This is a genomic window from Brevibacterium permense (genome assembly GCF_013280495.1).
Lineage (GTDB): Bacteria > Actinomycetota > Actinomycetes > Actinomycetales > Brevibacteriaceae > Brevibacterium > Brevibacterium permense.
Map to the genome: position 1 here is coordinate 571147 of NZ_JABSSX010000001.1, position 25811 is coordinate 596957.

Genomic DNA, 25811 nt, shown 5'->3' on the forward strand with positions numbered 1-25811 from the left:
ACGGCCCATCCGAGCACACTCGCTCGGATGGGCCGTTGGCCGTTGTCATAGGCGAGTGTAGCCGTATTCGATGCGGCCGTGAATGACAGACGCCCACCCGCTGCTTAAAACCCGGCAGCAAGTGGGCGTCTTCTCAATCAGTGAGGATCAGGCCGACCCGGTTGGGCCGTGCTGATCCCTGCAGATCAGGGTGACCGAGGTTCGTATCAGGCGGCGGCCATCGGCGTGATCTCACGCAGTGAAGTGCCGGTGAACAGCACAACACGGCCGGTCGCATCTTCGATCGTGATCTCACCAGCAGCCTGACGGCTGATCCGGGGATCGATCATTCCTGCGTGTGCGAGTCCGCGCTGGACCCACTGTGGGAACTCAGACATGGTTCCCTCCTTTCTTCAGTTGTGAATAGCAGGCAACGACGCGCGCTATTCTTCAGGTTCTCAATACGGCGATTGGGTGGTCGCCATGGGGATCTGCGATTCGAAGAGACACAGTGTCCGGAACATTCATCTGCAAAGTCGAACCATGATCGGGGCCTACGACTTCAAAAGCTTGTCGTCAGGAGCAACGCAACGATCGGTTCGATGAACGCGGACAACTTCGAACGCAAGTTGTAAGCGTAACGCGTCGATGTCCACGTTGTCCAATTGAGGTCAGAACCCTAGGCTCAGGTCGACCGACCTTACCGCCGGCCGTCTCGCCGAGGCGGCACCGAACCCTAACGTTGATCCTCTCGCCGTGGTGGACCTGCAAATCGTTTTCGCCGGCCTCTCGCCGAGACAACCCTGAATGCTCTTATCGTCGGCCCTGCATCCGTGCCCGGATTCGCAGCCACAGGATCACCGTGGCGATGAAGAGCACGACCCCACCCGCCAGGAGGCCGAGCGCCAGGGGATTGTCCAGTGCTGCACCGACGGTCTGGGACGCCATGGATGGCTCCGACTCATCGGACTTCTGGGACTCCGTCGCTCCGCTCGAACCCGATTCGGCACCCCCGACATCACTCGAGCTGCCAGTGGCGGTGGGGGCCGCCTCGGCGGTGGCCTGAACCCCGACGGGCACCGTCTGCAGCGATTTCGGGTCCTTCTGGGCGAAATCCCAATCGAGCAGGTCGACGGCTACCTGGCGAGAGTTGTTGTCGATGCCGAGCATCGTCGCGACCACACGGTGCCCGTCACGCTCGGCCACGGCCACATACGAGCCCTTCGCAGCCCGAGTGAACCCGTTCTTCAGGCCCAGCCCGCCGTCGACCTGGCCGACGATCTTCGTATGGTTCTGGATCTCGTAGCCCTTGAACTTCTCTTTCGTCTGTGGGTTCTTTCCGCCCGGGAATTGATAAGTCTCCGTGCCGATGACCTTCATGAGGTAGTCGTCTTCGCACACCGCCCACGCGAGCTTCATGAGGTCCTCAGCGGTCGTGTACTGGCCCTTTGCATCGAGACCCGAGGTGTTCTTCGCCTGCGTATTCGACATGCCCAGCTCGGCGGCCTTCTCGTTCATCAGCTTCACTGCCTTGTCCTGGCCGCCTGCTGCACGACCCAGAGCATTCGCCGCGTCATTTGCGCTCGACATGAGCATCGCATGGAAGAGCAGATCGATGGAGTACTTGTTCGTCTGCATGAGGCCGACCTTCGTCCCATCGACTTCCATGTCCTCGAACTCGGCGGTCACTTTCTTCTTCTTGTCGTCGAACTCGTCGACGAGCGCCAGAGCCGTGAGCAGTTTGATCGTCGACGCCGGAGCGTGCCGCTTCTCCACATTCTTCGCCACATGCAGCTCCCCGGAGTCGAGGTCGCCGACAAGCCAGGACGTGCCCGTCGGCTTCGGCGGCTTCGCACCATCACCGAGGTCCTCTGGACTGACATACGCCGGTGCTGTCGACTCCGCCGGCTGCGGCACCGCGTGTGCGGGGGCGGGGGAGTGGACGAGCTGCGCGGCGAGCATCAGAAGTGCGGCGGCGAAGCCGAGGATGCTCAGAGGCAGGGCGCGTAGTGGGGAAGCAGTCGAGCCGGTGAAACGCATGCGCACCAGTCTACTTTCGCCGCAAGCAGCTCGTCCTCAGGATTCCCTCACTCGAGACGGCACCTCACCGAGACGAAGCTTGTGGTGGCAGCCCAGTTTGAGGTGGATAGCCCACGTTCAAACGTGGGCTATCCACCCTCAACTGGGCCGTGGTGAAAAGCACCCAATCACGGCGGGACAGACGAAAGCGGCCCCGCACCAAGTGGTGCGGGGCCGCTGCAGTCCGGATCAGGCTGGCGCGATCAGAATGCGCGCTGCAGGATCGCCTGCTTCACCTCGGCGATGGCCTTGGTGATCTCGATGCCGCGAGGGCAGGCCTCGGTGCAGTTGAAGGTGGTGCGGCAGCGCCACACGCCTTCTTTGTCGTTGAGGACCTCGAGGCGCATGTCTCCGCCTTCGTCACGCGAATCGAAGATGAAACGGTGCGCATTGACGATCGCGGCCGGACCGAAATACTGGCCGTCGGTCCAGAACACAGGGCACGACGAGGTGCACGCAGCGCAGAGGATGCACTTCGTGGTGTCGTCGAAGGCCGCACGCTGTTCGGCTGACTGCAGACGCTCACGCGTGGGCTCGTGTCCCGAGGTGACGAGGAACGGCATGACCTCGCGGTACGACTGGAAGAAGGGCTCCATGTCGACGATCATGTCCTTCTCGAGCGGAAGGCCCTTGATCGCCTCGACGGTGATCGGCTTGGACGTGTCGAGGTCCTTGAGCAGAGTCTTGCAGGCCAGGCGGTTGCGGCCGTTGATGCGCATCGCATCGGAGCCGCAGACGCCGTGGGCGCAGGACCGGCGGAAGGACAGCGAACCGTCGATCTCCCACTTGATCTTGTGGAGAGCATCCAGCACGCGGTCGGTGCCGTACATCGTGATGTTGTATTCCTCCCAGTGCGGCTCTGAATCGACCTCGGGGTCGAAGCGAGCGATCCGGAAGGTGCAGTCGAAGGACGGGATGGACCCGCCTTCGCCTGACACGTGTGTCGGCAGGTCGATCTTCGACGCTGGCTCTGGGGTGGTATCGGTGCTCATCAGTACTTACGCTCCATCGGCTGGTAACGGGTGACGATGACGGGCTTCGTCTCAAGACGCATGCCCTTGATGCCGTCGGTCTCCGCTTCGGGATCGAGGTAGGTCATCGTGTGGTGCATGAATTTCTCGTCGTCACGATCCGGGAAGTCCTCGCGGAAGTGTCCTCCACGCGATTCCTTGCGGTGGATGGCGGCGACGGAGATGACCTCGGCGAGCTCGAGCAGGAAGCCGAGCTCGACGGCCTCGAGCAGGTCGAGGTTGTAGCGCTTGCCGCGGTCCTGGATGCCCACGTTGTTGTAGCGCTCGCGCAGCTTGGCAATCTCGTCGAGTGCTTCACGCAGAGTCTCGTCGGTGCGGAACACCTGCACGTTGGCGTCCATGATGTCCTGCAGATCCTTGCGGATCGCCGCGATGCGTTCGGTGCCGTCCGAGGTGCGCATCTTCTCGAGCATCTCGACGACGTCGTTCGCCGGGTTCTCCGGAAGTTCGACGGACTCGGCGGTCTTCGCGTATTCCGCGGCGGCGATGCCGGCGCGCTTGCCGAAGACGTTGATGTCGAGCAGTGAGTTCGTGCCCAGTCGGTTCGAACCGTGCACCGACACGCAGGCGCATTCACCGGCGGCGTAGAGGCCGGGGATGACGGTGTCGTTGTCGGCGAGGACTTCGGCCTCGATGTTCGTCGGGATGCCGCCCATCGCGTAGTGCGCGGTCGGGAAGACCGGCACCGGCTCCGTGTAGGGCTCCACACCGAGGTAGGTGCGGGCGAACTCGGTGATGTCCGGCAGCTTCTCATCGATATGCGAGGGCTCGAGGTGGGTGAGGTCGAGCAGGACGTAGTCCTTGTTCGGTCCGCAGCCACGGCCTTCGCGCACTTCGTTGGCCATCGAACGGGCCACGATGTCACGCGGAGCGAGGTCCTTGATCGTCGGGGCGTAGCGCTCCATGAAGCGCTCACCCTCGGAGTTGCGGAGGATGCCGCCCTCACCGCGAGCCGCCTCGGAGAGCAGGATGCCCAGGCCGGCGAGGCCTGTCGGGTGGAACTGGAAGAACTCCATGTCCTCCAGCGGGATTCCGCGGTTGTAGGTCACGGCCATGCCGTCACCGGTCAGGGTGTGTGCGTTCGAGGTGGTCTTGAAGACCTTGCCGACACCGCCGGTGGCGAAGACGACCGACTTGGCCTGGAAGACGTGGATCTCACCGGTGGCCAGTTCGTAGGACACGACGCCAGCGGGACGCTTGACCCCATCGACCTCAGTCATGAGGAGGTCGAGGACGTAGAACTCGTTGTAGAACTCCACGCCGTGCTTGACGCACTGTTGGTACAGGGTCTGGAGGATCATGTGACCGGTGCGGTCGGCAGCGTAGCAGGAGCGGCGCACGGCGGACTTGCCGTGGTCGCGGGTGTGCCCGCCGAAACGACGCTGGTCGATCTTGCCTTCGGGGGTGCGGTTGAACGGCAGCCCCATCTTCTCGAGATCGAGGACGGCGTCGATGGCTTCCTTGGCCATCACCTCGGCGGCGTCCTGGTCGACCAGGTAGTCACCGCCCTTGACGGTGTCGAAGGTGTGCCATTCCCAGTTGTCCTCTTCCACGTTCGCCAGTGCGGCGCACATACCGCCCTGGGCGGCACCGGTGTGCGAACGAGTGGGGTAGAGCTTGGTGAGAACGGCGGTGCGGGCACGCTGGCCCGACTCGATCGCCGCACGCATGCCGGCGCCGCCGGCGCCGACGATGACGACGTCGTAATGATGTACCTGCATGTTTCTCCTTTAGGCCTTGCAGAACTCAGCCAGGACCGAGGGGTCCGCTCCGGCCGGGCAGGGATCGAACGTGAAGATGACGAGCGTGCCGAGCACGATGACGATGACCGAGGCGATGTAGAGGATCACCTGCAAGGACATGCGTGTGCCGGGCTTCTCGGAGTAGTCCATGATGATGGTGCGCAGACCGTTGGTGCCGTGCAGCATCGCCAACCACAGCATGAGCAGATCCCAGATCTGCCAGAACGGGCTGGCCCACTTGCCTGCGACGAAGCCGAAGTCGATGGCCTGGACGCCGTCGCCGGCCCACAGGTTCACGAACAGGTGGCCGAAGATGAGGATGACGAGCACGACGCCGGAGATGCGCATGAACAGCCATGCGAACATCTCGAACTTCGAACGCGTCGACTTGTGCCGGGAGTAGCCGGTCCGCGGAGCCGGAATGGATGTTGTGCTCATGTCAGCCTCCGAAGGTGTGCATCAGCTGGCGGGGGATGAAGGCGATCATGATGATGAGCCACACAATCATGACTCCCCAGAACAGCTTCTTCTGGTTTTTCGGGCCACTCTTCGAGAAATCGACGAGAATGACGCGCAGACCGTTGAACGCATGGAATGCGATTGCGGCGACGAGCGCGATCTCACCGAATGCCATGACCGGTGTCTTGTAGGTTCCGATCACTGCGTTGTAGGCCTCGGGCGAGACGCGGACGAGTGCAGTATCGAGCACGTGGACCAGAAGGAAGAAGAAGATTCCGACGCCTGTGACGCGATGCGCGACCCAGGACCACATTCCTTCGTTTCCTCGGTACAGAGTGCCCGTAGACGCTTTGGCCACGGAGCATCCTCCATCTTGAATATTCGGGTGTGTACGTCTAGAAACTACGCCGAAGACCGCTTCCGTGCCAGTCGAGACACGGCTGAGCCTCCCGGATCACACCGCAACCCTGGCAATTCCCTCAAAACTGGGATTTCGCGTCTCACGAAATTTCAATTACATCACAATCGTGTGCTCTAAATTGCTGCGCTCCCGTCCTGACCAGCGCGGCCCAAGAATTTGGGCACACCGTCACCGAGGCGGCCCTGAGGCGGGGAGATCCCCACCGGAGCCTTGAGGATCGGCTCATCCGACACGGCGGGCAGCCTCGGGGAAGGTGTGCCCGAACTCTGAGACACTGAAATCGTGAACACGCACTTCCACGCCATCATCCCCGCCGGCGGATCCGGAACGCGCCTGTGGCCGCTGTCTCGCCGGGCGACGCCGAAGTTCCTCCACGATGTCCTCGGCCTCGGCCGCAGCCTCATCCAGGCCACCTGGGACCGGGTCGCGCCGATCGTCGGCGAAGACAGGGTCTGGGTGGTCACCGGTGAGAGTCACTTCGATCAGGTCGCCGAGCAGCTGCCGCATATCGCCCGCGCCCAGATCATCACCGAACCCTCCCCGAAGGACTCCGCCGCCGCCATCGGACTGGCGGCCATGATCATCGCCCGCGAGGACCCCGACGCCATCGTCGGCTCGTTCTCCGCCGACCATTCGATCACGAACGTCGATGAATTCCGTCTCGTCATCGACCAGGCCGTCGTTGCTGCGGGGACCGGTGACATCGTCACCATCGGCATCATGCCCCGCAATCCTGCCACCGCCTACGGTTATATCGAGACCGGTGAGCTGCTCGGGCTCGACGGCGCACCTACGGCCAGGCGGGCGCTGGCATTCGCGGAGAAGCCGGAGGCGAGCACGGCTCGTCAGTATGTGAATTCCGGACGCTACCGCTGGAACGCGGGCATGTTCATCGCCAAGGCGTCCTCCCTTCTCGACATCCTCGCCGAGGAGGACCCGCCGCTCTATTCGGGACTGGCCCGAATCGCCGAGGCCTGGGACACCCCTGACCACGACGAGGTCCTCAGTGCTGTGTGGCCCGGACTGGAGAAGCGAGCCATCGACTATGTGGTGGCCGAGCCCGCGGCCGCGGCCGGTCGGGTCATCGTCATCCCCGGCGACTTCGGCTGGGACGACGTCGGCGACTTCGACTCGGTGGCCCGACTGCGCCAGCCGGTTCCCGGGGAGCCGCGCGGAGTGATCTCGATCGGCGGGAACACCGACCTGCTCGAAGTCGATGCTTCGGGAGTCGTGTTCTCCGAAGGGCCGCGGACGGTGGCGATCGTCGGCCTCGATGACCTCGTCGTCGTCGACACCGATGATGTCCTCCTCATCACCTCCCGCTCTCACGCCCAGGATGTGAAGAAGGCCGTGTCCGTCGCCGGTGAGCGGGGACTCGACGAGCTGCTCTGATCCTGACGCCCGCCTCCGGGGCGGACGGATGTGAACCTGGCCGGGCACGGAAAGTGTGGACGGAGCTCGCCCTGGTCGTGCGTGCCAGGGGTGGGCGGATGTGAACTGGGCGGTCGCCTCGGCGAGGGCGGGAAGCAGGATGCGAAGTATGTCGAAATTGGTCGCAATTGGCCCATTTATGACATCGAGTGCTTAGCATTGCTTGAAATGTTCGACATCGCCCATCCCCGACCTCCCCGCACTGAAGGACCCAACGTGATCAGCTCGACAATCGCTGAGATCGGTGCAGAACTCATCGATTTCCGCCGCGACATCCATGCCCATCCGGAACTGTCCTTCCAGGAGTTCGAGACCACCGACAAGATCGTCGCCCGCCTCGAGGCCGCAGGTCTCAGGCCCCAGCGCCTCCAAGGCACCGGGGTCGTCTGCGAGGTCGGCGAGGGGCCGGTAGCCGTGGGACTGCGAGCCGATATCGATGCCCTGCCGGTTGATGACCTCATCGATGAGGATTTCCGTTCCACTGTTCCCGGCGTCGCCCATGCCTGCGGCCACGACGTCCACCTGACCTCCCTCATCGGCGCCGGCATCGCCTTGCAGAAGATCCATGAATCACGGCCCGGCGGCCTCGGGGGACGGGTGCGACTGATCTTCCAGCCCGGTGAGGAAGTCACCCCGGGGGGTGCGCTGCGCGTGATCTCCCAGGGTGTCCTCGACGATGTGCCCGAGGTCTATGCCGTCCACTGTGACCCGAACGTCGACATCGGCAAGGTCGGTTCGCGCATCGGCGCCATCACCGCTGCCGGCGACACGGTCATCATCCGCCTCTCCGGTCACGGCGGGCACACCTCCCGTCCCCATCTGACCGAAGACCTCGTCTATGCGCTCGGCAAGCTCGCCACGGATCTGCCCTCGACGCTCGGCCGCCTCATCGATCCGCGGCACGCGATCTCCCTGGTGTGGGGCGAGATCAGCGCCGGTCACGCAGCGAACGTCGTTCCCAGCGAGGGGATCCTGCGCGGAACCCTGCGCTGCCTCGACGTCGACGGCTGGAACCAGGTCGCCGAGGTGCTGCCCGAGCTCGTCGACCGCATCGCCGGACCGTACGGAGTCAAGGTCGACCTCGAACACCGCCGAGGCGTCCCCCCGGTGGTCAACACCGAAGACCAGGTCACCCTCATTGAATCCGCCGTCCGCGGGGAACTCGGCGAGAACTCCGTGCAGCTGACCCCGCAGTCCATGGGCGGGGAGGACTTCGCCTGGTACCTCACCCACTGCCCGGGTGCGCTCATCCGGCTGGGCACCCGCACACCCGGTGGCATCACCTACGACATCCACCAGGGTGATCTGCTCATCGACGAACGCGCCGTGGAGATCGCCGCCCGCGTGTTCACCGCCACCGCGCTCAAGGTCCTCGACCGCGACCGCTGATCGACCTGTCGCGGTCCGCGACCAAACGACAGCGATCGGTGGCTGCTCGGCTGCGCCGGCTGTCCACGCTGATTACCCGGCCAAGACGGCGGGCCGATAATCTTGATGTCATGAGTCTCCGAGTCCGCAGGACCTCCATCGCCGCCTTCGCCGCGGCGGGCACCCTGGTGCTGACCGGCTGCTCCGTCACAACTCCCGAAGCCCTCGAAGAGGAACGGCTCGGATGCCTCGTCTCGGCACCGGCCGGCTTCGACGATCACTCGGCCGGTGCGCTCACCCTCGAGGAGGCGGAACTGGCCCGTGGGGCCCGGGTCTTCTCGGGCACCTCGAGCCAGCGTGTCTCGGGTGGGTCGGCCACCTCGGCGGCATTGGATCGGATGCACAGAAACAACTGTGCCCTGACCACAGTCATCGGCCCCGGGGGAGCCGACGAACTCGCGGACTTCGCCGCCGCCCACCCCGATGATCTGTTCCTCGGGGTCTCCAGCGGCACCGATGACCTGCCGAAGAACGTGCTGAGCATGGACTTCGACCTCGTCCCGCCGGCATTCATCGCCGGATACACAGCGGCCACCGCCTCGGAGACGGGGAAGGTCGGGGTCGTCGTCGCGCACGGCTTCCCGCAGTCCGAACGCATTCTGGCCGCCTTCGACGCCGGGGTCGACCTGTACAACAAGGAGAAGGACGAGGACCTGCCGAAGGCAGAGTCCTACCGTCCCTCCTCCGGTGGGGCCGCCTCGGCGAACGGTTCGCCTCGGGCGATCGACGATACCCGCGATGCCGGGAAGGACTACTTCGAACGGTCCTTCGATGCCGATGTCGACGTGCTCGTCCCCTTCGGATCGGCGGCCGCGATGGGGGTGGTCACCTCGGCGGATGAGAAGCGTACCGACCTGACCGCGGCCACACAGGACCCGGAGAGCGACGACGAGGGACCGAGCCTGCCGAAGGTCGTCTGGTACGGCACCGCGGGCGGATTCTCCAAGGCGATCGTGGCCACCGTGGAGCCGAACGTGCGCCGCGGACTGCGCACGATGTTCCCCGACTGGCCGCAGAGCAAGAACCCCGACGAGGTGGCCCCCGCCCCGAAGACCGGGCCCGAGGAGATCGGCGGCTTCCGCGTCGCCGACCGCCACTACTGGGGCACCCTCGACAACGGGGGAGTGCGCATCGTCGCCGAGGACGGATTCCTCTCCCGTGTGTCCGACGCCGGACGCGGTATCACGGACCTGCGCGAGCGGATCAAGAGTGGGGAGATCGACCCGGAGAAAGGATGAGGGGCGCGCGCCGCATCGGATAAGCTGAGACGGTGATGAATGTACCCGCCGGCGTCGCATCGGACGACCCCATCCTGCAGCTGCCCAAAGTCTCCCTCCACGATCACCTCGACGGCGGTCTGCGCCCGTCGACGATGCTCGAACTGGCCGACTCGATCGGTCACACCCTGCCCGCCTCCGATGCCGAATCGCTGCGCCGGTGGTTCTCGGAGTCCGCGAACTCCGGTGACCTGGTCCGCTACCTCGAGACGTTCTCGCACACCGTGGCGGTCATGCAGAGCGAGGACAACCTGCGCCGCGTGGCCAAGGAATGGGTCCTCGACCAGGTGGCCGACGGAGTCTTCTACGCCGAAGCCCGGTGGGCTCCCGAACAGCACCTCGAAGGCGGACTCGAACTCGACGCCGTCGTCGAAGCCGTCCAGGACGGTCTGGAAGCCGGTGTCTCCGAGGCCGCCGCCGAGGGCGAGTACATCCGCGTCGGACAGCTCATCACGGCCATGCGTCAGGCCGACAACTCCCTGGCGATCGCCGAACTGGCCATTCGCCATCGTGAGAAGGGCGCGGACTCCGGTGTCGTCGGCTTCGACATCGCCGGACCCGAGAACGGCTTCCCGCCGTCTGCGCACCTCTCCGCCTTCAACGCACTGCACCAGGCCTATGTGCCGGTGACGATCCATGCCGGTGAGGCCGCCGGCAAGGAATCCATCCACGAGGCGGTCACGATCTGCCACGCTCAGCGTCTGGGCCATGGTGCGCGCATCGTCGAGGACATGGACATCGTCGACGGCCAGGGGCAGCTCGGCAGCCTCGCCGCCTGGGTCCTTGACCAGCAGATCCCGCTCGAACTGTGCCCGAGTTCCAACCTGCAGACCGACATCGGCGGCACCATCGCCAGCCACCCGATCACGGGGCTGAAAGACCTCGGCTTCGCTGTCACCATCAACCCGGACAACCGGCTCATGTCCGGCACTTCGGTGTCGCGTGAGATGCGTCTGCTCGTCGATGAGGCCGGTTGGAACCAGACCGACCTCGAATGGGCGACGGTCAACGCCATCACCGCTGCCTTCCTGCCGCTGGATGTGCGCGAGCGCATGCTCGACGAGATCCTCATCCCCGGATTCGCCCGGGTGACCATTTGAGCTCACACAATGACCGGGCCGCAGCGTCCGGTGCCTCACCGGAGCCTGAGGGGCACGGCGTTCCGACCCCCCGGGCGATGCTTCTGCCCGTGAGCGTCCTCGGCATGCAGGCGCTGGCCCTGGTCGGTGCGGCGGTGTCGTTCGTCATCACCGCGATCACCGCCGGCCCCTTGGCGGCTTCGCTGATCGGTCTGGCCGTCATGTTCCTCATCTTCGCGGCCGGTGTCGGCGCCGCGGCCCGGGGCGCCTGGCGTCTGCATCGGTGGGCGCGTCCGGCGGCGATCGCCTTCGAGCTGCTGGTCATCGTCTTCGCCTTCAGCGTCATCGGCGGTTCCCTGTGGCTGGGGCTGGTCTGCCTGGTCACCGCCATCGCCGTGCTCTTGGGCTTCTTCTTGCCCGCCGTCGTCGACGCCTACAACCGCGCCCTGACCGACTAAGCGGGCGCGCCCTGGCCGCCTGCACTTCCCCGGACGGAGCCTCAAGTCCGACTAGGCGGGTTTCAGCGGGCGCTTGTCCGAATATAGGTCGCTATCGGATACATTTGAGCGAGAGAAGTATCCGATAGCGACCTGAATTCTGCGCTGGGTATCCGATGGCGATCTGCGTTCTTTCGAATTCGAGCCGTTGCAACCACCCACCACCGCTGGGAGAATCCGTTAGCTGTGCCAAGATTGCCCAAAAACAGCGTCAGAATGGCAATCTGCGCACACCTAATCCATGTCAGCGGTGCTGGCTGGGCGGATTCCGACCGACAGCGCCGTCCGCAGTGCGCCAGCGGCTGCCGGCCGGCAGCCTCACATGGGCGGCGGCGACCATTTCTGGACGCTCGCAGCCTGAGCGGCGATGAGTCGTGAGGGAACCGCTGAGAAAACGGCGTTGCGCAGGCCCGCCAAGAACGGCGATTCGAGTTGGAACACCTGCCCCATCAGCCGAGACTTCTGGGCGATCGACTGCGTCCGCGGGCGGCGCAGCGAGTCATAGCGGCCCAGTGCCGCAGCGACGGTCTTGGCCGATGATTCGGCAGCGCCGCCCGATCGGCGGCGCGCGAGCAATGGGGTGAGCAGGACGGTGAGCGTCGCCGCGTCTTCGAGGGCCTGACCTCCTCCCTGACCGAGGTTCGGCGTCATCGCATGTGCGGCATCGCCGAGGAGGACGACTCGGCCGCGGTGATAATGACGCAACCGGCGGGAGAGGTCGGAGATCGCGGTGCGGCGGACCTCCTCGGCGGGGGTGGCGGCAATGAGATCGGCGATGGGGGAGTGCCAGCCCGTGAACATCTGCTCGATCGTCGCCTTCTCATCGGCGAAGACCGCGTGCTGCGGCATATTCGCCACTGCGAACCAGTAGACGCGGCCGTCGGCCAGCGGAGCGATGCCGAAACGGCGTCCGTGCCCGACCGACTCCCCGGCTTCGCCGGACAGATCCACCGGCACCGAGGTGATGCCCCGCCACGCGGAATACCCGGAGTAACGCGGTGCCACCGGTTCACCGTCGACGACGGTGCGGACCCGGCTGTGCAGACCGTCGGCGCCGATGATGAGGTCGAAACGCTCTGCCGTCGACTCCATCGTGCTCGAATCGTCGGCGGACCCGGCCCTGATAGTCAGCGTCCCGTCGGTGCCGGTCGCCGTCGCCTCGGTGCCGGTGCGCACTGTCCCAGGAGCCAGAGCATCGAGGAGGATGCGGTGAAGGTCAGCCCGGTCGACGACGCGCAGGGCACCGACCGAATCATCGGGCACCTGAGCGATCCAGTGTCCATCTGCACGGCGCTGACCTGCGGCGAAGCCTTCGACGCTGGAGTCGGTCACGGCGTCGAAGGCCTCACGCAGACCGAGCGACTCCAGCGCGGCAAGCCCGTTGGCGAAGATCGACAGTCCCGAACCACCGGCCCTCAGTTCGGGGGCACGTTCGAACACGGTGACCCCGGCGCCGGTCCTCTGCAGTCCCACGGCCGCCGAGAGCCCGCCGATTCCAGCTCCGATGACAGCGATCTTCATGAACTCATCGTCGCACGCAGAACGCCCGGTGGCGACGCCGCCGGTTGACCGTTGGTAGGCGTTAAGTGTGTGCAGATTGCCCAAAACGGGCCTCAGAGTGGCAATCTGCGCACACTTAAAACGCACCGAGGCGAGGAGTGCCCAGAGATTACTGGAGGAACTCTCCGCAGGCTTCGGTAAGGTAGTCGCCGGCGACTCCGCCCTCTTCGCCGAGGCTGATAGCGGTCATCTGGATGCCCCACCACACGCGCGGCGAACTGCCCCACTGTTGGCGGAACTCCTCGCGACGACCGGGATCCTCGGCGAGGTCGTCGGCGGCCAGGCCGATGCGGTCCTGGGCGTCATCGGCGGTGCAGCGCTCCTCGTCATCCGGGCCCTTCGGGTCGAGCTCGGGGATATCTTCGTCATCGACGGTCTTGAGGGTGTAGGCCGAGTTGCCGATCTCTTCGACCTCGAAAGTGCCGTGGATGAGCAGGAACGGGGAGGCACCGTCGTCGACGTTCTTCGCGTCGACGGTGACGCTGACGCTGTCTGGGCTGTCGGCGGTCACGGTCGTCTCGCCGGAGTCGGGGACTTCCGGGTTGCCGGTGTGCACGTAGACCTTGAGGTAGGCCTCGGTCTTCTTCTCGGCCGCCTCGGCGAGGCCCTGCCACAGCGGGTCGGTGTCCTTCGCCCCACCTGGCGAGGAATCGACGATGGACACCTTCGGTGCATCGTCTGGCGTCTCGATCGGAGTGACCTCTTCTTTGCTCACCGAGGGGCGCGGCTGGGGCCGGGTCTCATCGGGAGTCGACACGCAGGCCGTCGTTGTGGCCAGCAGCGCAGCGGCGGACAGCAGGGCAAGGGGGCGAAGTCGCATGGTTCCTCGAGGTCTCGTCGGAGTTCGGGCGGGACGAGGGCCAGCGCTGCCGGCCCTGCCCTCAGCCTAATCCGAGACCGGGCCCACACCCGTTGGGACGCGCGGTGGCCGGGCGAACGGGGAAGTGGCAGATCGGCGGACGGGCCCGCCTCGTGCATGGGAAGAGGCTCAGCTCCGGGCAGCGGCGATGAGTTCGCGCAGGCTCTGCCGCTGGCCACCCACGGCATCGAAGTTCGCTTCGTCGAGCCACTGCTCATACGCCGATCGCAGCACCGGCCATTCGCTGTCGATGATCGAGAACCACGCGGTGTCGCGGTTGCGGCCCTTGTACACGAGGTGCTGCCGGAACACTCCTTCGAAGGTGAACCCGAAGCGTTCGGCAGCGGCCTTCGACGGGGCGTTCGCGTCATCGCACTTCCACTCGAACCGTCGGAAACCGGAGGCGAAGGCGAGATCGGCGCAGAGGAAGAGCGCCTCGGTGGCTGCTCGCGTCCGCCGCAGCGCCGGACCCCAGAGAATGTGCCCGATCTCCATGACCCCGTTGGCGGTGTCGATGCGCATCAGTGCCTGCCGCCCCTCGGCTCGACCGGTGGATCGGTCCACGACGGCGAAGAAGAGGGGATCGGACGACGTGGCCGCCTCGGCGATCCAGGAATCAAAGTCGCTGCGTTCGGTCTGCGGAGACTGCGGCAGGTAGCGGAACCGCTCCTCGATCCCGTCGGCAACTGAGACCGCAGCGAACAGATCATCGCCGTGGACGGCTGGATCGAGGGGTTCGAGATCGACGTAATGACCGTGGATGGGCTCTCGCCGAGGTGGCTGTGCACCGGTGAAATTCGTGAGGTCGTCGTTCATGGCTGGGTCCTCGTCATCGGGGTTCGGGTGGGTTTCGTGTGTCCGTGTCTGTGGTTGGGCAGGTGTGACCGGACTCGGAGTGGGTTCAGTCTTCGCCGCCGTCGAAGCCGGTGGACAGCTCGCGCAGAAGTCCGGCGAGCTTGCGGCTGCCGGCGGGGGTGAGGCCGCTGAGGATCTCGCGCTCCTTCACGAGCAGGTCCGCCAGGGCGGAGTCGACGGTGGCGCGGCCGCTGTCGGTGAGGTGGACGAGCACTCCGCGGCGATCACCCGGATCGGGGCGACGCTCCACCCATCCGCGAGCCACGAGGCGGTCGATGCGATTGGTCATGGTGCCGCTCGTGACAAGCGTCTCCTGCAGCAGGGTCGAGGGGGAGAGCTGATAGGGCTCACCGGCTCGGCGGAGGGCGGAGAGCACGTCGAAGGCCCATCCCTCGATTCCGTAGTCGGAGAAGCTCGCCTTCCGTGCCAGGTCCAACTGCCTGGCCAGCCGCGAGACTCGGGAGAGGATCTCCATCGGGGAGACGTCGAGATCCGGACGCTCACGTCGCCAGGCTGCGACTATTCGATCCACTTCGTCCATGAATCGATTTTACGTCCATATCAAGAATCTTGAGAGCAAAGATACTTTTTGACGAGAGATTCCTTACTCTCAGGGTCCGTTTAACCTGCAGGTTTGGATGGACGGGTGCGTTTGGGAATATGGTTGTCCTTGGTTGTTGCATCCGTCAACGAACCTGCAGGGGCCAACCACCCGGCAGCAGAAACGAAGGAAAACACGTGGATCTTTTCGAGTATCAAGCACGTGACCTGTTCGAGAAGCACGGAGTGCCCGTGCTCAAGGCCCAGGTCGCGACGACGCCAGAAGCAGCGAAGAAGGCAGCCGAAGATCTTGGCGGCGGTGTCGTCGTCGTCAAGTCGCAGGTCAAGATCGGCGGCCGTGGCAAGGCCGGCGGCGTCAAGGTCGCCAAGAACCCCGATGAAGCCGAGGCGCGCGCCAAGGAAATCCTGGGACTCGACATCAAGGGCCACATCACCGAAAAGGTGATGATCGCCGAGGGTGCCGACATTGCTGAGGAGTACTACTTCTCCGTCCTTCTCGATCGGTCCAACCGCACCTATCTGGCCATGTGCTCGAAGGAAGGCGGCATGGAGATCGAGCAGCTGGCCGTGGAACGTCCGGAAGCGCTCGCCAAGATCCCCGTCTCCGCCATCGACGGCATCAACGATGCCAAGGCAGCAGAGATCACCGAGGCGGCCGGCTTCGATGCCGAGACCGCCGCGAAGGTCGCCCCCGTGCTGACCAGCCTGTGGACCGTCTTCGAGAAGGAAGACGCCACCCTGGTCGAGGTCAACCCGCTGGTCAAGACCGGTGCCGGTGACATCATCGCCCTCGACGGCAAGGTCTCGCTCGACGACAACGCCGACTTCCGCCACAAGGAGCACGAGGAGCTGCGCGACATCAGCGCAGAGAACCCGCTCGAGCTCAAGGCCAAGAAGCTCGACCTCAACTACGTCAAGCTCGACGGTGAGGTCGGAATCATCGGCAACGGCGCAGGACTGGTCATGTCGACCCTCGACGTCGTCGCCTACGCAGGTGAGAACCACAACGGCGTCAAGCCCGCGAACTTCCTCGACATCGGAGGCGGCGCCTCGGCCGAGGTCATGGCCAACGGACTCGACGTCATCCTTGGTGATGATCAGGTGAAGTCCGTCTTCGTCAATGTCTTCGGCGGAATCACCGCCTGTGACGCCGTGGCCGACGGCATCGTCAAGGCCCTCGAGATCCTCGGCGACCAGGCCACCAAGCCGCTCGTCGTCCGCCTCGACGGCAACAACGTGGAAGAGGGACGCGCCATCCTGCAGAAGGCCGCGCACCCGCTCGTCACGCTCACTGACACGATGGACGGTGGAGCCGACAAGGCCGCCGAACTGGCTGCTGCCAAGTAAGGAAAGGTCTTTACAACAATGTCTATCTTCCTGAATTCCGATTCGAAGATCATCGTCCAGGGCATCACCGGCGGAGAGGGCTCGAAGCACACCGCCCGCATGCTCGCCGCCGGATCGAACGTCGTCGGCGGTGTCAACGCCCGCAAGGCCGGCACCACTGTGAAGCACAACGACCAGGCCGGCAACGAGGTCGAACTCCCCGTCTTCGGAACCGTGGCTGAGGCGATGGAAGCCACTGGTGCCGACGTGTCCGTGGCCTTCGTGCCGCCGGCGTTCTCCAAGGACGCCGCGATCGAGGCCATCGACGCCAAGATCGGTCTGCTCGTCATCATCACCGAGGGCATCCCGGTGCAGGACTCGGCAGAGGTCTGGGCCCGTGCGCAGGCGGCCGGAAACGCCACCCGCATCATCGGACCCAACTGCCCGGGCATCATCACCCCCGGTGAGTCGCTGGCCGGCATCATCCCGGCCAACATCACGAAGAAGGGCAAGCTGGGCCTCGTCTCGAAGTCCGGCACCCTGACCTATCAGATGATGTACGAGCTGCGTGACCTCGGCTTCTCGACGGCCATCGGCATCGGCGGAGACCCGGTCATCGGCACCACGCACATCGATGCGCTCGAAGCATTCGAGGCCGACCCGGAGACCGAAGCCATCGTCATGATCGGCGAGATCGGCGGAGACGCCGAAGAGCGCGCAGCCGCCTTCATCAAGGAGAACGTGACGAAGCCGGTCGTCGGCTACGTCGCAGGCTTCACCGCTCCCGAGGGCAAGACCATGGGCCACGCCGGCGCCATCGTCTCCGGCTCCTCGGGAACCGCTCAGGCCAAGAAGGAAGCCCTCGAGGCTGCAGGCGTCAAGGTCGGCAAGACCCCGACCGAGACCGCCGAGCTCATGCGCGGACTCCTCGGCTGAGTCCCAGTGCGAACCGGCCGAGGCTGACACCGGCACGGTCCGGTCGAGGCTGAGACCAGCGCGCCAGAGGTGCCCACGTACGTCAGAAGTGATGTACGGAGGCACTCCTGGCGCGCTGTTGTGTGTTCGGGCCGTGTTCATCCGGACCGAGAGCGTTCGGACCGGAATGTCGGCCCGTGCCTGATCGGTTCGTGCCCGTTGCTTCCGGCACTGAGCCGGACCGGGAGCAAACCTCACTTGTGGGGAGCGCCCCACACCGTTGAAGGCAGAACGCCGCATTCGGCACAATTCGTCTCGGCGGCGGCGGAACACCCCGGTGCAACGGGAGTCTGTGGAGCTGCCGGGGGGTGATGCCCGAGGAGCGCAGGTCTCAGGCGTACTCGAGGTGGATTCCGGAGTCCTCGAGGCGGGTGCGTTCCTTCTCGGGCAGACGGCCATCGGTGATGACGAGGTCGAGTTCGTCGAGGTTGAGGGCCCTGAACCTGGCATGAGTGCCGAACTTCGACGAATCGGCTACTAGAATCGTGCGCTCCGCCGCCTGATACGCCGCGCGTTTGAGGGTGAGCTTGTCTGTCTCCGAGGTGGTCAGCCCGTGGGCGAGGTCCCAGGCGCCAGCGCTGAGGAAGGCCACGTCGATCGACAGCGCGTCCAGTGTCGCAGCTGCCAGGGGGCCGCTCGAGGAGCCGCTGTTGCTGTCGATGGTGCCGCCGGTGTGGATCGCCATGACGTTTTCGGCCATGAGCCGCATGGCCGACAGGAAGTCGTTGGTCACGACGGTGATACCGCTGATCGTCAGGAGGCGTTCGACGATCGCTTCGCAGGTGGTCCCGGCATCGAGGAAGACCGTCGAACCCGGACGGACATGAGCGGCGGCCGCTCGAGCGATCGCCTGCTTCGCCGGCGTCTCGAGCTCGGTGCGCGGTGCCCGCTCTACGGGTGTCTGCTGGCGCGGAGAGCCGATCAGCCGGACGCCCCCAGGGACCGATTCGACCAGACCCGCCTCTTCGAGTGCCGCTATATCGCGGCGCACCGTCATATGCGAGACGTTCATCGTCTCGGTGAGTTCACGCACGCTGAGCGCCACGGAGGCACGGAGCAGCTCGACGATCTCGTGCTGTCGCTGATCGGGAATCAGCGGGGCGGAGGGCTTCGGATGTGGGGGCACGATTCCAGAGTACCAACAATGCACACATGTTCACATCGATTCCCAAGACATGTGAATATATGTGATAGCGTGCGTGAATATGTTAACGAAGTTCGAGGCCCTCCGAGCCATCCATGACACCGGAGCCGTGCTCATCATCCGACTCGATTCCGAAGACGAAGCACTCGCCGTCGCCCATGCGGCGATCGCCGGCGGAATCCGTGCCCTTGAGATCACGCTCTCGGTGCCCGGCGCCAAGCGCATCATCACAGCGCTGAGCGAAGAGTACTCCGCTCAGGGCGTCGTCATCGGAGCAGGAACCGTCCTTGACGCGCAGTCGGCCTACAGCTGCATCGAGGCGGGTGCGCAGATGCTCGTGAGCCCGAACCTCGACAGCGGGATGCTCGAGGTCGCCAACCGCTACCAGGCGGTGAGCATCAGCGGTGCGTTCACCCCCACCGAGGTGGTCGACACCCTCAGCGCCGGTGCTGACATCGTCAAACTGTTCCCGACCGAGATCTCGGGTCCCGGATATCTCAAGACCGTCCGCGCCCCCTTGGCCCAAGCGCCGATCCTGCCCGCAGGCAGCGCGACCCCCGAGAACGTTTCGGAGTGGATCGACGCGGGTGCCGCGGCGATCGGCGTCGGCAGCTCAGTGACCAAGGCGGCCCGCAGCAGCGGAGACTACGGTGACGTCACCACCGCTGCCCGCACTATGCTCGCGGCCATCGCTTCGGCGCGCGGACGCGGAGATCAGGGATGAGCGCCGTGGCCAGCCCCCGCCGCACGGCGAAGACAAGCAACCCGCGCCGGATCCGATGGATCTTCGTCGCCCTCCTCGTCATCGGCGGAATCGTCAACTACCTCGACCGGTCGACGCTGAGCATCGGCAACTCCACCATCGCCGAGGAGTTCGATCTCAGTGCCACCCAGATGGGCCTGCTGCTCTCGGCGTTCTCCTGGCCGTATGCGATCGCCAATCTTCCGGCCGGCTACCTCGTGGACAAGTTCGGGGCGAAGAAGATGTTCGCCTTCGCCTCCGGGGCCTGGTCGCTCGTCGGTATGGTCACTGCGGCCGCGAACTCCTTCGGCCTGCTCTACGCACTTCGAGTCGCGCTCGGCGTCGCCGAGTCTCCGTTCTTCACTGCCGGGCTCAAGGTCAACGAACGGTGGTTCTCTGCCAAGGAACGCGCATTCCCCATCGCACTCGTCAACACGGGCTCTCAGATCGCCAATGCCCTGGCCCCGCCGCTGTTGACCTTCCTGCTGCTCACCATGTCTTGGCGCGGGATGTTCATCGTCGTAGGTGCCCTGGGCATCATCGTCATGCTGATCTGGCTGCGCATCTACCGGGATCCGACGCTGCGTGAGGAACACATTCTCAAAGGTGACGACTCTGCAGATGCCTCCGCCGATGAGATCGCTGAACAGCTTGATGAGGCCACAACGGCCGAGGCTGACACCGTTGTCGAAGGAGCTGAGAAGGTCGGTTGGGGAACGCTGTTCACCAAGCCGAACACCTACTTCATGATCATCGGCGCCTTCGGCATCTTCTACACGGTCTGGGTCTACCTCACCTGGCTGCCGAGCTACATCGAGACTGACCTCGGGTTCAGCCTGCAGGAGACCGGATGGCTCGCCGCGCTGCCCTTCCTCATGGGCGTCCTCGGCGTGCTCACCGGCGGGTGGTTCTCCGGAGTCCTCATCCGTCGGGGCAGCCCCGCAATTGTGGCCAGGAAGGTGCCGATCGTCGGCGGAGCGGTCCTCGCAGCCGCCTCGGTGTTCCCAACGGCCTACCTCGACAACGTGCCGCTGATCATCGCGCTCCTCAGCCTCGGCTACTTCTTCTCCCAGGTGCCCATCGGCTGCCTGTGGACGCTGGCTTCGGATGTGGCGCCGAGCGAACAGGTTGCCTCCCTCGGTGCGATCCAGAATTTCGGCGGCTTCATCGGCGCGGCCCTCGCCCCGGTCGTCACCGGTTGGCTCGTCGACACGACGGGGAACTTCAACTCGGTCTTCCTCGTCGGCGCGATTCTGCTCATCGTCGGTGCGATCTCCTATGGTTTCTTCGTCAAGGACCGCAGCCGGGAGGCGCATTGAGCCAGTCACAGCGGCCGCAGATCTTCATCGTCATCGGTCCTGCCGGCAGTGGGAAGTCGAGCGTGAGCAAGGCTCTTGCCGCCGAATTCGGGGCCGCCTTCCTCGATAAGGACGTGGTCTGCGGGCCACTCACCGAGGCTCTCCTCGAGATTGCAGGCACCGATCCAGCTGGGCGTGACGACAACCCTGTCTATCAGGACCGGGTGATGGACCTCGAATATCAGACGCTGTTGGCGATCGCGGGGGACAATCTGCGTCTGGGGCACAGCGTCGTCCTCGATGCACCCTTCGGCCGGTACCTGCCAGACGCCGACTTCCTCACAGCCAACGCCGGTGCGCACGAGTGGCCGGATGCGGAGTGGATCGTCGTGCGAGTAGCTGTCGACGGAGAGTCCGTGCGCCGGAGAGTGGAAGCTCGCGGGCTCTCGCGTGATCGTTGGAAGCTCGAGAACTGGGACGAATTCTGGACTCGAGCGTCGGCGGTCGACTGCCGGTGGACCGGTGCGACGGTGGTGCACGTCGACAATGGGGGCAACGGGTTCCAACGGGCCGAAGCCATCGCCCAGGTCCAGAGACAGCGGATGATGACGACGGCCGACGGTGACGAGCGCAATCCCCGGCGTTGAGTACAACCGCCGGTGATTAGCGTGCCCGGACTGCACTGCACTCGTCGCGGTCCACGTACTAGTCTGAGATCGTGAACTCCCAGACATCTGATCAGACGGCGCAGTCGACGAACCCCGCGGACACCCTCCCCAACACCGGCACCGCCGCGCCGCCCGTCGACAACAGCCCCGAGGCGCACCCGCGCAACTTCGGCTCGGACAACTGGGCCGGTGTCCACCCCGAGGTGCTCGCGGCCATCGCCGAGGCCAACGTCGGCCACACGCCCGGCTACGGCGGTGACCCGTGGACGGCTCGCTTCCACGGCATCATGGCCCACCATTTCGGACCCGAGGCACGGGCGTTCCCCGTCTTCAACGGCACCGGCGCCAACGTGCTGGCCCTGCAGTCGGCGCTGCCGCGGTGGGCGGCGGTGATCACGGCCGCCTCGGCGCATATCAACTACGACGAAACCGGGGCGCCGGAGAAGGTCGGCGGACTCAAGATCATCGGTGCTGACACCGAGAACGGCAAACTCACTCCCGAGGCCATCACCGGTGCGATCATCGGCCGCGGTCATGAGCACAACGCGCAGCCGCTGGCCGTGTCGATCTCGCAATCGACCGAATGGGGCACGACCTACACCCCGGACGAGATCGCGGCGATCGCGTCCACCGCGCACAAGAACGACATGATCCTCCACATCGACGGATCCCGACTCGGCAACGCGGCGGCCTTCCTCGGTGTCGGACTCGGCGATATCACGACGTCGGTCGGCGTCGACATCATCAGCCTCGGCGGGACGAAGAATGGATTGCTCGGCGCGGAGGCCGTCGTCGTCCTCAACCCCGACATCGGCCACGGCATGCGCTTCCTGCGCAAGATGAACCTGCAGCTGGCCTCGAAGATGCGCTTCCTCTCCGCGCAGCTCAATTCCCTCTACGAAGGCGATCTGTGGCGCACCTCGGCCACCCGGGCCAATGAGATGGCCATATACCTTGCCGGCACACTCGCCGAGGCGGTCGCGGGCAACAAGATCCCCGGAGTCGAGATCGTGCAGAAGGTCGAATCGAATGTCGTCTTCGTCCGTATGCCCGCCGAGGTGGCCGCCCGCGCCCGGCAGAAGTTCGCCTTCGCGGACTGGCCGTTGGAGAAGGACATCGTCCGCCTCATGTGCGCCTTCGACACGACACGAGAGGACGTCGACGCCCTCGTCGCCGCCATCGTCGGGGACTGATCCGACGCTCCCAGGCTGCGGAACCGTCGAGCGGCCGTGCCAGCCACGACGGCTGATACCTGCCTTAATTGACAATTGTCCGCAGAGAATAACACTGAAGAAAGAAGATGAATGAAGAAAGCCCTCGTTCCTGCCCTGACGATTCTGCTCGTGCTCATCGTCGGGGTGATCGGATACATCCTCAATTCGGGTCCGGTATCGGGCGACGAAGCGGCGGATGACTGCGACGTCTCGGCCTACACCATGGGTGTGAAGTGGCAGCAGCAGAGCGCTGAGGCGATGGCACTGCAGGGACAGACCTATGAGATGGCTGCGCGTCAGCTCGACAAGGCCGTTTCCAAGGCCCCGGACGGGGAAGATCTGGCTATCATGACCGACCTCGACGAGACTGCCATCGACAATTCGAAGCTGCTGGCCCGTGATATCGCCAAGTGCCATGACTTCAGCGGCTGGGACACCTGGGACGACTGGGAGCAGAACGGGGAGCCGACAATGATCCCCGGTGCGTTGGAATTCTTCGAACATGCCGACCAGCTCGGAGTCGACATCTACTACGTCTCGGACCGGACGGAAGAGAATCGGGCGAAGAATGTCGAAGCCATTGCCAAGTTGGGCCTGCCCCAGGCCGATGACGAACACGTGATGCTGCTTGGCCCGCCGAAGGATGAACGGCGTGCGAAGGTCGAGGCGAACCATACCCTGCTCATGCAGCTCGGTGACACCCTGCACGATTTCGATGGCGCATTCGCGGATGCGTCCGTCGACGAGCAGAGGGAACTGGTGGAGAAGAACCGTGCGAAGTTCGGCACCGAATGGATCGTCCTACCCAATCCGACCTACGGCGACTGGAGCGAATCCGACCTGGACGCATGGGACGCACCGGTTCGCGCTGATGACTGAAGTCGGTCGGCGGACCGACTGCGGGCCCGGCTGAACGCCGACCCAAGCAGCGATCCCATTGAAATTGCCCCGCACTGACGACAGTGCGGGGCATTCTCGTTCCAGCGAACCGGCGCGCGCCTTACTTCTTCTTCCGACGGTCGACCTTGACGGAGACGACGGGGACGTCGGAGTCGAGGATGATCCGCTGTGCCGTCGAGCCCATGATGAGTTTGCCGACGGGGGAGCGGCGACGCGATCCGATGACGATCATGCGGGTGTCGGCGGTCGCCTCGGCGAGGGCCAGGAGCTCCTCGACGGGATCGTTGCCGCGGAGGAACTGGAGGATCTCGTGAGAGACCTCGGAGCTCTGCAGCGTCTCTTTGAGCTCCTCGATGTCCTTGCTCGTGGCCACACCGCGTTCGTCGGGAGTCTCGCCGATTCCGGCATTGAGCACGACGAGGACGTCGTCGAATGCGCGGGCCTGCTCGATGCCGAATTCGACAGCGGCCCTGCCTTCGGGCGAGGGGGAATAACCGACGAGGACTGTCATGATCTCTCCTGGTGCGACATTGGACGAAGCTCCCTCAATTTGTAGCACATCTGCCCTGTTCGAACGGGTCGCGGTCCGGTCCGCGGAGTCGGAAACCCGCCCGGGCGTCTGAGAGCTTCGCCACAGAACGGATGATCGAATACTGACCGACTCGGCGGTTGATCCGGCCGAGCAGTAAGGTGGTCGGCGTTGTCGACAGAATTTCAACAGGACAGAAAGCAGTCTCAGTGACCGAATCGAATCAGCATCCCGGCAGCACGGGCGCACGCAGCGCGACCGCTGGCACAGGCGAACAGAAATCCGAATGGCAGACGATCAAGTCGATATTCGCGGCCTCGTCGGGCAACCTCGTCGAATGGTTCGACTTCTACATCTATGCCTTCTTCAGCGTCTACTTCGCTGAACAGTTCTTCGTCGAAGGCAATCCGACCCTCTCGCTCATGCAGTCCGCCGGCGTCTTCTTCGTCGGCTTCCTCATGCGCCCCATCGGCGGATACGTCTTCGGCCGCGCCGCTGACCGCATCGGTCGCAAGAACTCCATGCTCATCTCGATTCTGCTCATGTGCGCCGGTTCGCTGTGCATGGCGATACTGCCCACGAGCGCCACGGCGGGATCCTGGGCGGCCATCCTGCTGCTGCTTGTGCGCATGATCCAGGGCCTGGCCGTCGGCGGCGAGTACGGTGCGACCGCCACCTATATGTCCGAGGTCGCCACCGAGGGCAAGCGCGGCTTCTACTCCTCGTTCCAGTACGTCACCCTCATCGGCGGTCAGCTGCTGGCAAGCCTGCTCGCCGTGGTCATGACCCACACCCTGGGCACAGATCAGATCGAGGGCGGATGGTGGCGTCTGCCTTTCGTCATCGGTGCCGCGGCCGCCGTCGTCTCGCTGTGGCTGCGCCGCGGGCTCGAGGAGACCACCTCGACCGAGACCCGCGAGAACGAGAATTCCGGAAGCTTCCGCGAAGTCCTGCGCCATCCTCGCTCGTTCTTCGTCGTCCTCGGCATCACCTGCGTCGGCTCGCTCGTGTTCTACGTCTTCACAACGTACATGCAGAAGTTCCTGCTGCTGCAGAACGAAGGAACCCCCGGCGAGGAAACCTTCAACAAGGGTTCCATCGCCGACCTGATGACGGTCTGCCTGCTCATCTTCGTCGTCATGCAGCCCATCGCCGGAAAGATCTCGGACAAGATCGGCCGCAAGAACAACATGCTCATCTTCGTCATCGGCATGATCGCCCTGCCGATCCCGCTGCTATCCATGATCGGCAAGTCCCAGTCGATGGTCACCGCCGGCATCCTCATCGTCATCGCCATGGCGTTCATCAGCATGTACACCTCCATCTCCGGAATCGTGAAGGCCGAGATGTTCCCCGCCCACATCCGCGGCATCGGAGTCGGCTTCACCTACGCGATCGGCAACTCGCTCTTCGGCGGATCCGCCGAGTACGTCGCTCTGTGGTTCCGCAATGCCGGGCTCGGCACCTGGTTCGCCATCTACGTCGTCGCCATCGCGATCGTCGGCCTCGTCGCCGTGCTGTTCATGCACGACAACCGCAAGCACTCGACGATCGACAACGCCCATTCCTCGGCGTACAAGCGCATCGGAAGCTGAGCTGATCGCCGGCTGATCCCATCACCGAGGCGGCCCGCCGCGACCGCGTACGACGAGTGCCCCAGAACGCTGAGTTCTGGGGCACTCGTTTTGTTTGCGCCGGTGCTCGGGCCGGCGCTCCCACCTTCTATCAGAGCGCGATGTTGGAACGAGTGGATATGT

The 25811-nt window shown here is 64.7% G+C and carries 25 protein-coding genes; 13 read left to right on the forward strand and 12 right to left on the reverse strand.

The features are described 5' to 3' along the window. Positions 1-206: 206 nt before the first annotated feature. From HK353_RS02665 to sdhC, 6 genes are all read right to left on the reverse strand, one after another. Entirely contained in the window at positions 207-377 is a 171-nt protein-coding gene (locus tag HK353_RS02665) for a hypothetical protein (protein ID WP_173151956.1), read from the reverse strand. A 415-nt stretch (positions 378-792) separates the two neighbouring features. After that, entirely contained in the window at positions 793-2019 is a 1227-nt protein-coding gene (locus HK353_RS02670) for a D-alanyl-D-alanine carboxypeptidase family protein (RefSeq protein WP_173151958.1), read from the reverse strand. A gap of 242 nt (positions 2020-2261) precedes the next feature. Continuing rightward, positions 2262-3050, reverse strand: a complete 789-nt coding sequence (locus HK353_RS02675) for a succinate dehydrogenase iron-sulfur subunit (protein ID WP_173151960.1) — start codon at positions 3048-3050, stop codon at positions 2262-2264. Continuing rightward, on the reverse strand, positions 3050-4810 hold the full coding sequence (gene sdhA / locus HK353_RS02680; protein WP_173151962.1) for a succinate dehydrogenase flavoprotein subunit: 1761 nt from the start codon (positions 4808-4810) through the stop codon (positions 3050-3052). The genes HK353_RS02675 and sdhA overlap by 1 nt, the downstream gene beginning before the upstream one ends. Before the next feature lie 9 nt (positions 4811-4819). Next, the gene (locus HK353_RS02685; protein WP_025778711.1) at positions 4820-5269 is read right to left on the reverse strand and encodes a succinate dehydrogenase hydrophobic membrane anchor subunit; all 450 of its coding nucleotides are present in this window, start codon (positions 5267-5269) and stop codon (positions 4820-4822) included. Position 5270: 1 nt separating this feature from the next. Then, on the reverse strand, positions 5271-5648 hold the full coding sequence (gene sdhC, locus HK353_RS02690; RefSeq protein WP_092011973.1) for a succinate dehydrogenase, cytochrome b556 subunit: 378 nt from the start codon (positions 5646-5648) through the stop codon (positions 5271-5273). 345 nt (positions 5649-5993) lie between these two features. On the opposite strand from sdhC, the gene HK353_RS02695 reads away from it, so the two are divergent. The 5 genes from HK353_RS02695 (at position 5994) to HK353_RS02715 (ending at position 11384) form a co-directional block, all read left to right on the forward strand. Next, positions 5994-7103 carry a sugar phosphate nucleotidyltransferase gene (locus HK353_RS02695; RefSeq protein WP_173151964.1) on the forward strand — a complete coding sequence of 370 codons (1110 nt, stop codon included), beginning with the start codon at positions 5994-5996 and terminating at the stop codon, positions 7101-7103. Positions 7104-7358: 255 nt separating this feature from the next. Beyond that, a complete protein-coding gene (locus HK353_RS02700; protein WP_173151966.1) occupies positions 7359-8531 on the forward strand; it encodes an amidohydrolase in 1173 nt (390 codons plus the stop codon). A gap of 110 nt (positions 8532-8641) precedes the next feature. After that, on the forward strand, positions 8642-9808 hold the full coding sequence (locus HK353_RS02705; RefSeq protein ID WP_173151975.1) for a BMP family ABC transporter substrate-binding protein: 1167 nt from the start codon (positions 8642-8644) through the stop codon (positions 9806-9808). Between the two features lie 35 nt (positions 9809-9843). Next, on the forward strand, positions 9844-10947 hold the full coding sequence (locus HK353_RS02710; protein WP_173152130.1) for an adenosine deaminase: 1104 nt from the start codon (positions 9844-9846) through the stop codon (positions 10945-10947). After that, a complete protein-coding gene (locus HK353_RS02715) occupies positions 10944-11384 on the forward strand; it encodes a hypothetical protein (RefSeq protein WP_245395717.1) in 441 nt (146 codons plus the stop codon). The genes HK353_RS02710 and HK353_RS02715 overlap by 4 nt, the downstream gene beginning before the upstream one ends. A gap of 357 nt (positions 11385-11741) precedes the next feature. Here the strand turns inward: HK353_RS02715 and HK353_RS02720 are convergent, their stop codons facing one another. The 4 genes from HK353_RS02720 to HK353_RS02735 form a co-directional block, all read right to left on the reverse strand. After that, the gene (locus tag HK353_RS02720) at positions 11742-12944 is read right to left on the reverse strand and encodes an FAD-dependent monooxygenase (protein WP_173151977.1); all 1203 of its coding nucleotides are present in this window, start codon (positions 12942-12944) and stop codon (positions 11742-11744) included. Positions 12945-13092: 148 nt separating this feature from the next. Next, complete coding sequence (locus HK353_RS02725; protein ID WP_173151979.1) at positions 13093-13803, reverse strand: hypothetical protein; 711 nt, start codon at positions 13801-13803, stop codon at positions 13093-13095. A gap of 168 nt (positions 13804-13971) precedes the next feature. Next, positions 13972-14658 carry a GNAT family N-acetyltransferase gene (locus HK353_RS02730; RefSeq protein WP_173151981.1) on the reverse strand — a complete coding sequence of 229 codons (687 nt, stop codon included), beginning with the start codon at positions 14656-14658 and terminating at the stop codon, positions 13972-13974. A gap of 85 nt (positions 14659-14743) precedes the next feature. Then, positions 14744-15238, reverse strand: coding sequence for a MarR family winged helix-turn-helix transcriptional regulator (locus HK353_RS02735; protein WP_173151983.1), 495 nt, complete (start codon positions 15236-15238; stop codon positions 14744-14746). A gap of 197 nt (positions 15239-15435) precedes the next feature. Here HK353_RS02735 and sucC point away from each other — a divergent pair, with 197 nt between their 5' ends. Then, entirely contained in the window at positions 15436-16605 is a 1170-nt protein-coding gene (sucC, locus tag HK353_RS02740) for an ADP-forming succinate--CoA ligase subunit beta (RefSeq protein WP_173151985.1), read from the forward strand. Positions 16606-16623: 18 nt separating this feature from the next. Then, positions 16624-17520, forward strand: coding sequence for a succinate--CoA ligase subunit alpha (gene sucD, locus HK353_RS02745; RefSeq protein ID WP_173151987.1), 897 nt, complete (start codon positions 16624-16626; stop codon positions 17518-17520). Positions 17521-17890: 370 nt separating this feature from the next. Here the strand turns inward: sucD and HK353_RS02750 are convergent, their stop codons facing one another. Continuing rightward, a complete protein-coding gene (locus HK353_RS02750; RefSeq protein WP_342589788.1) occupies positions 17891-18685 on the reverse strand; it encodes a DeoR/GlpR family DNA-binding transcription regulator in 795 nt (264 codons plus the stop codon). 79 nt (positions 18686-18764) lie between these two features. On the opposite strand from HK353_RS02750, the gene HK353_RS02755 reads away from it, so the two are divergent. The 5 genes from HK353_RS02755 (at position 18765) to HK353_RS02775 (ending at position 23504) form a co-directional block, all read left to right on the forward strand. After that, positions 18765-19427 carry a bifunctional 4-hydroxy-2-oxoglutarate aldolase/2-dehydro-3-deoxy-phosphogluconate aldolase gene (locus HK353_RS02755; protein ID WP_173151989.1) on the forward strand — a complete coding sequence of 221 codons (663 nt, stop codon included), beginning with the start codon at positions 18765-18767 and terminating at the stop codon, positions 19425-19427. Beyond that, entirely contained in the window at positions 19424-20764 is a 1341-nt protein-coding gene (locus HK353_RS02760) for an MFS transporter (RefSeq protein WP_173151991.1), read from the forward strand. Before HK353_RS02755 ends, HK353_RS02760 begins: the two co-directional genes overlap by 4 nt. Then, entirely contained in the window at positions 20761-21390 is a 630-nt protein-coding gene (locus tag HK353_RS02765) for a P-loop nucleotide/nucleoside kinase family protein (protein WP_173151993.1), read from the forward strand. Before HK353_RS02760 ends, HK353_RS02765 begins: the two co-directional genes overlap by 4 nt. Positions 21391-21461: 71 nt before the next feature. Beyond that, entirely contained in the window at positions 21462-22604 is a 1143-nt protein-coding gene (locus HK353_RS02770) for a beta-eliminating lyase-related protein (protein ID WP_173151995.1), read from the forward strand. Between the two features lie 111 nt (positions 22605-22715). Further along, entirely contained in the window at positions 22716-23504 is a 789-nt protein-coding gene (locus tag HK353_RS02775; RefSeq protein ID WP_173151997.1) for a 5'-nucleotidase, lipoprotein e(P4) family, read from the forward strand. A gap of 121 nt (positions 23505-23625) precedes the next feature. Here HK353_RS02775 and HK353_RS02780 read toward each other — a convergent pair whose 3' ends face one another. Further along, the gene (locus tag HK353_RS02780; protein ID WP_173151999.1) at positions 23626-24036 is read right to left on the reverse strand and encodes a universal stress protein; all 411 of its coding nucleotides are present in this window, start codon (positions 24034-24036) and stop codon (positions 23626-23628) included. A 227-nt stretch (positions 24037-24263) separates the two neighbouring features. On the opposite strand from HK353_RS02780, the gene HK353_RS02785 reads away from it, so the two are divergent. After that, the gene (locus HK353_RS02785; RefSeq protein ID WP_173152001.1) at positions 24264-25649 is read left to right on the forward strand and encodes an MFS transporter; all 1386 of its coding nucleotides are present in this window, start codon (positions 24264-24266) and stop codon (positions 25647-25649) included. The last annotated feature ends 162 nt before the right edge of the window (positions 25650-25811 follow it).

Coding starts and splice junctions, on each gene's coding strand:
- HK353_RS02665 (WP_173151956.1), bottom strand. CDS start 377: ATGTCTGAGTTCCCACAGTGGGTCCAGCGCGGACTCGCACACGCAGGA.
- HK353_RS02670 (WP_173151958.1), bottom strand. CDS start 2,019: ATGCGTTTCACCGGCTCGACTGCTTCCCCACTACGCGCCCTGCCTCTG.
- HK353_RS02675 (WP_173151960.1), bottom strand. CDS start 3,050: ATGAGCACCGATACCACCCCAGAGCCAGCGTCGAAGATCGACCTGCCG.
- sdhA (WP_173151962.1), bottom strand. CDS start 4,810: ATGCAGGTACATCATTACGACGTCGTCATCGTCGGCGCCGGCGGCGCC.
- HK353_RS02685 (WP_025778711.1), bottom strand. CDS start 5,269: ATGAGCACAACATCCATTCCGGCTCCGCGGACCGGCTACTCCCGGCAC.
- HK353_RS02705 (WP_173151975.1), top strand. CDS start 8,642: ATGAGTCTCCGAGTCCGCAGGACCTCCATCGCCGCCTTCGCCGCGGCG.
- HK353_RS02710 (WP_173152130.1), top strand. CDS start 9,844: ATGAATGTACCCGCCGGCGTCGCATCGGACGACCCCATCCTGCAGCTG.
- HK353_RS02720 (WP_173151977.1), bottom strand. CDS start 12,944: ATGAAGATCGCTGTCATCGGAGCTGGAATCGGCGGGCTCTCGGCGGCC.
- HK353_RS02725 (WP_173151979.1), bottom strand. CDS start 13,803: ATGCGACTTCGCCCCCTTGCCCTGCTGTCCGCCGCTGCGCTGCTGGCC.
- HK353_RS02730 (WP_173151981.1), bottom strand. CDS start 14,658: ATGAACGACGACCTCACGAATTTCACCGGTGCACAGCCACCTCGGCGA.
- HK353_RS02735 (WP_173151983.1), bottom strand. CDS start 15,238: ATGGACGAAGTGGATCGAATAGTCGCAGCCTGGCGACGTGAGCGTCCG.
- sucD (WP_173151987.1), top strand. CDS start 16,624: ATGTCTATCTTCCTGAATTCCGATTCGAAGATCATCGTCCAGGGCATC.
- HK353_RS02755 (WP_173151989.1), top strand. CDS start 18,765: ATGTTAACGAAGTTCGAGGCCCTCCGAGCCATCCATGACACCGGAGCC.
- HK353_RS02760 (WP_173151991.1), top strand. CDS start 19,424: ATGAGCGCCGTGGCCAGCCCCCGCCGCACGGCGAAGACAAGCAACCCG.
- HK353_RS02775 (WP_173151997.1), top strand. CDS start 22,716: ATGAAGAAAGCCCTCGTTCCTGCCCTGACGATTCTGCTCGTGCTCATC.
- HK353_RS02780 (WP_173151999.1), bottom strand. CDS start 24,036: ATGACAGTCCTCGTCGGTTATTCCCCCTCGCCCGAAGGCAGGGCCGCT.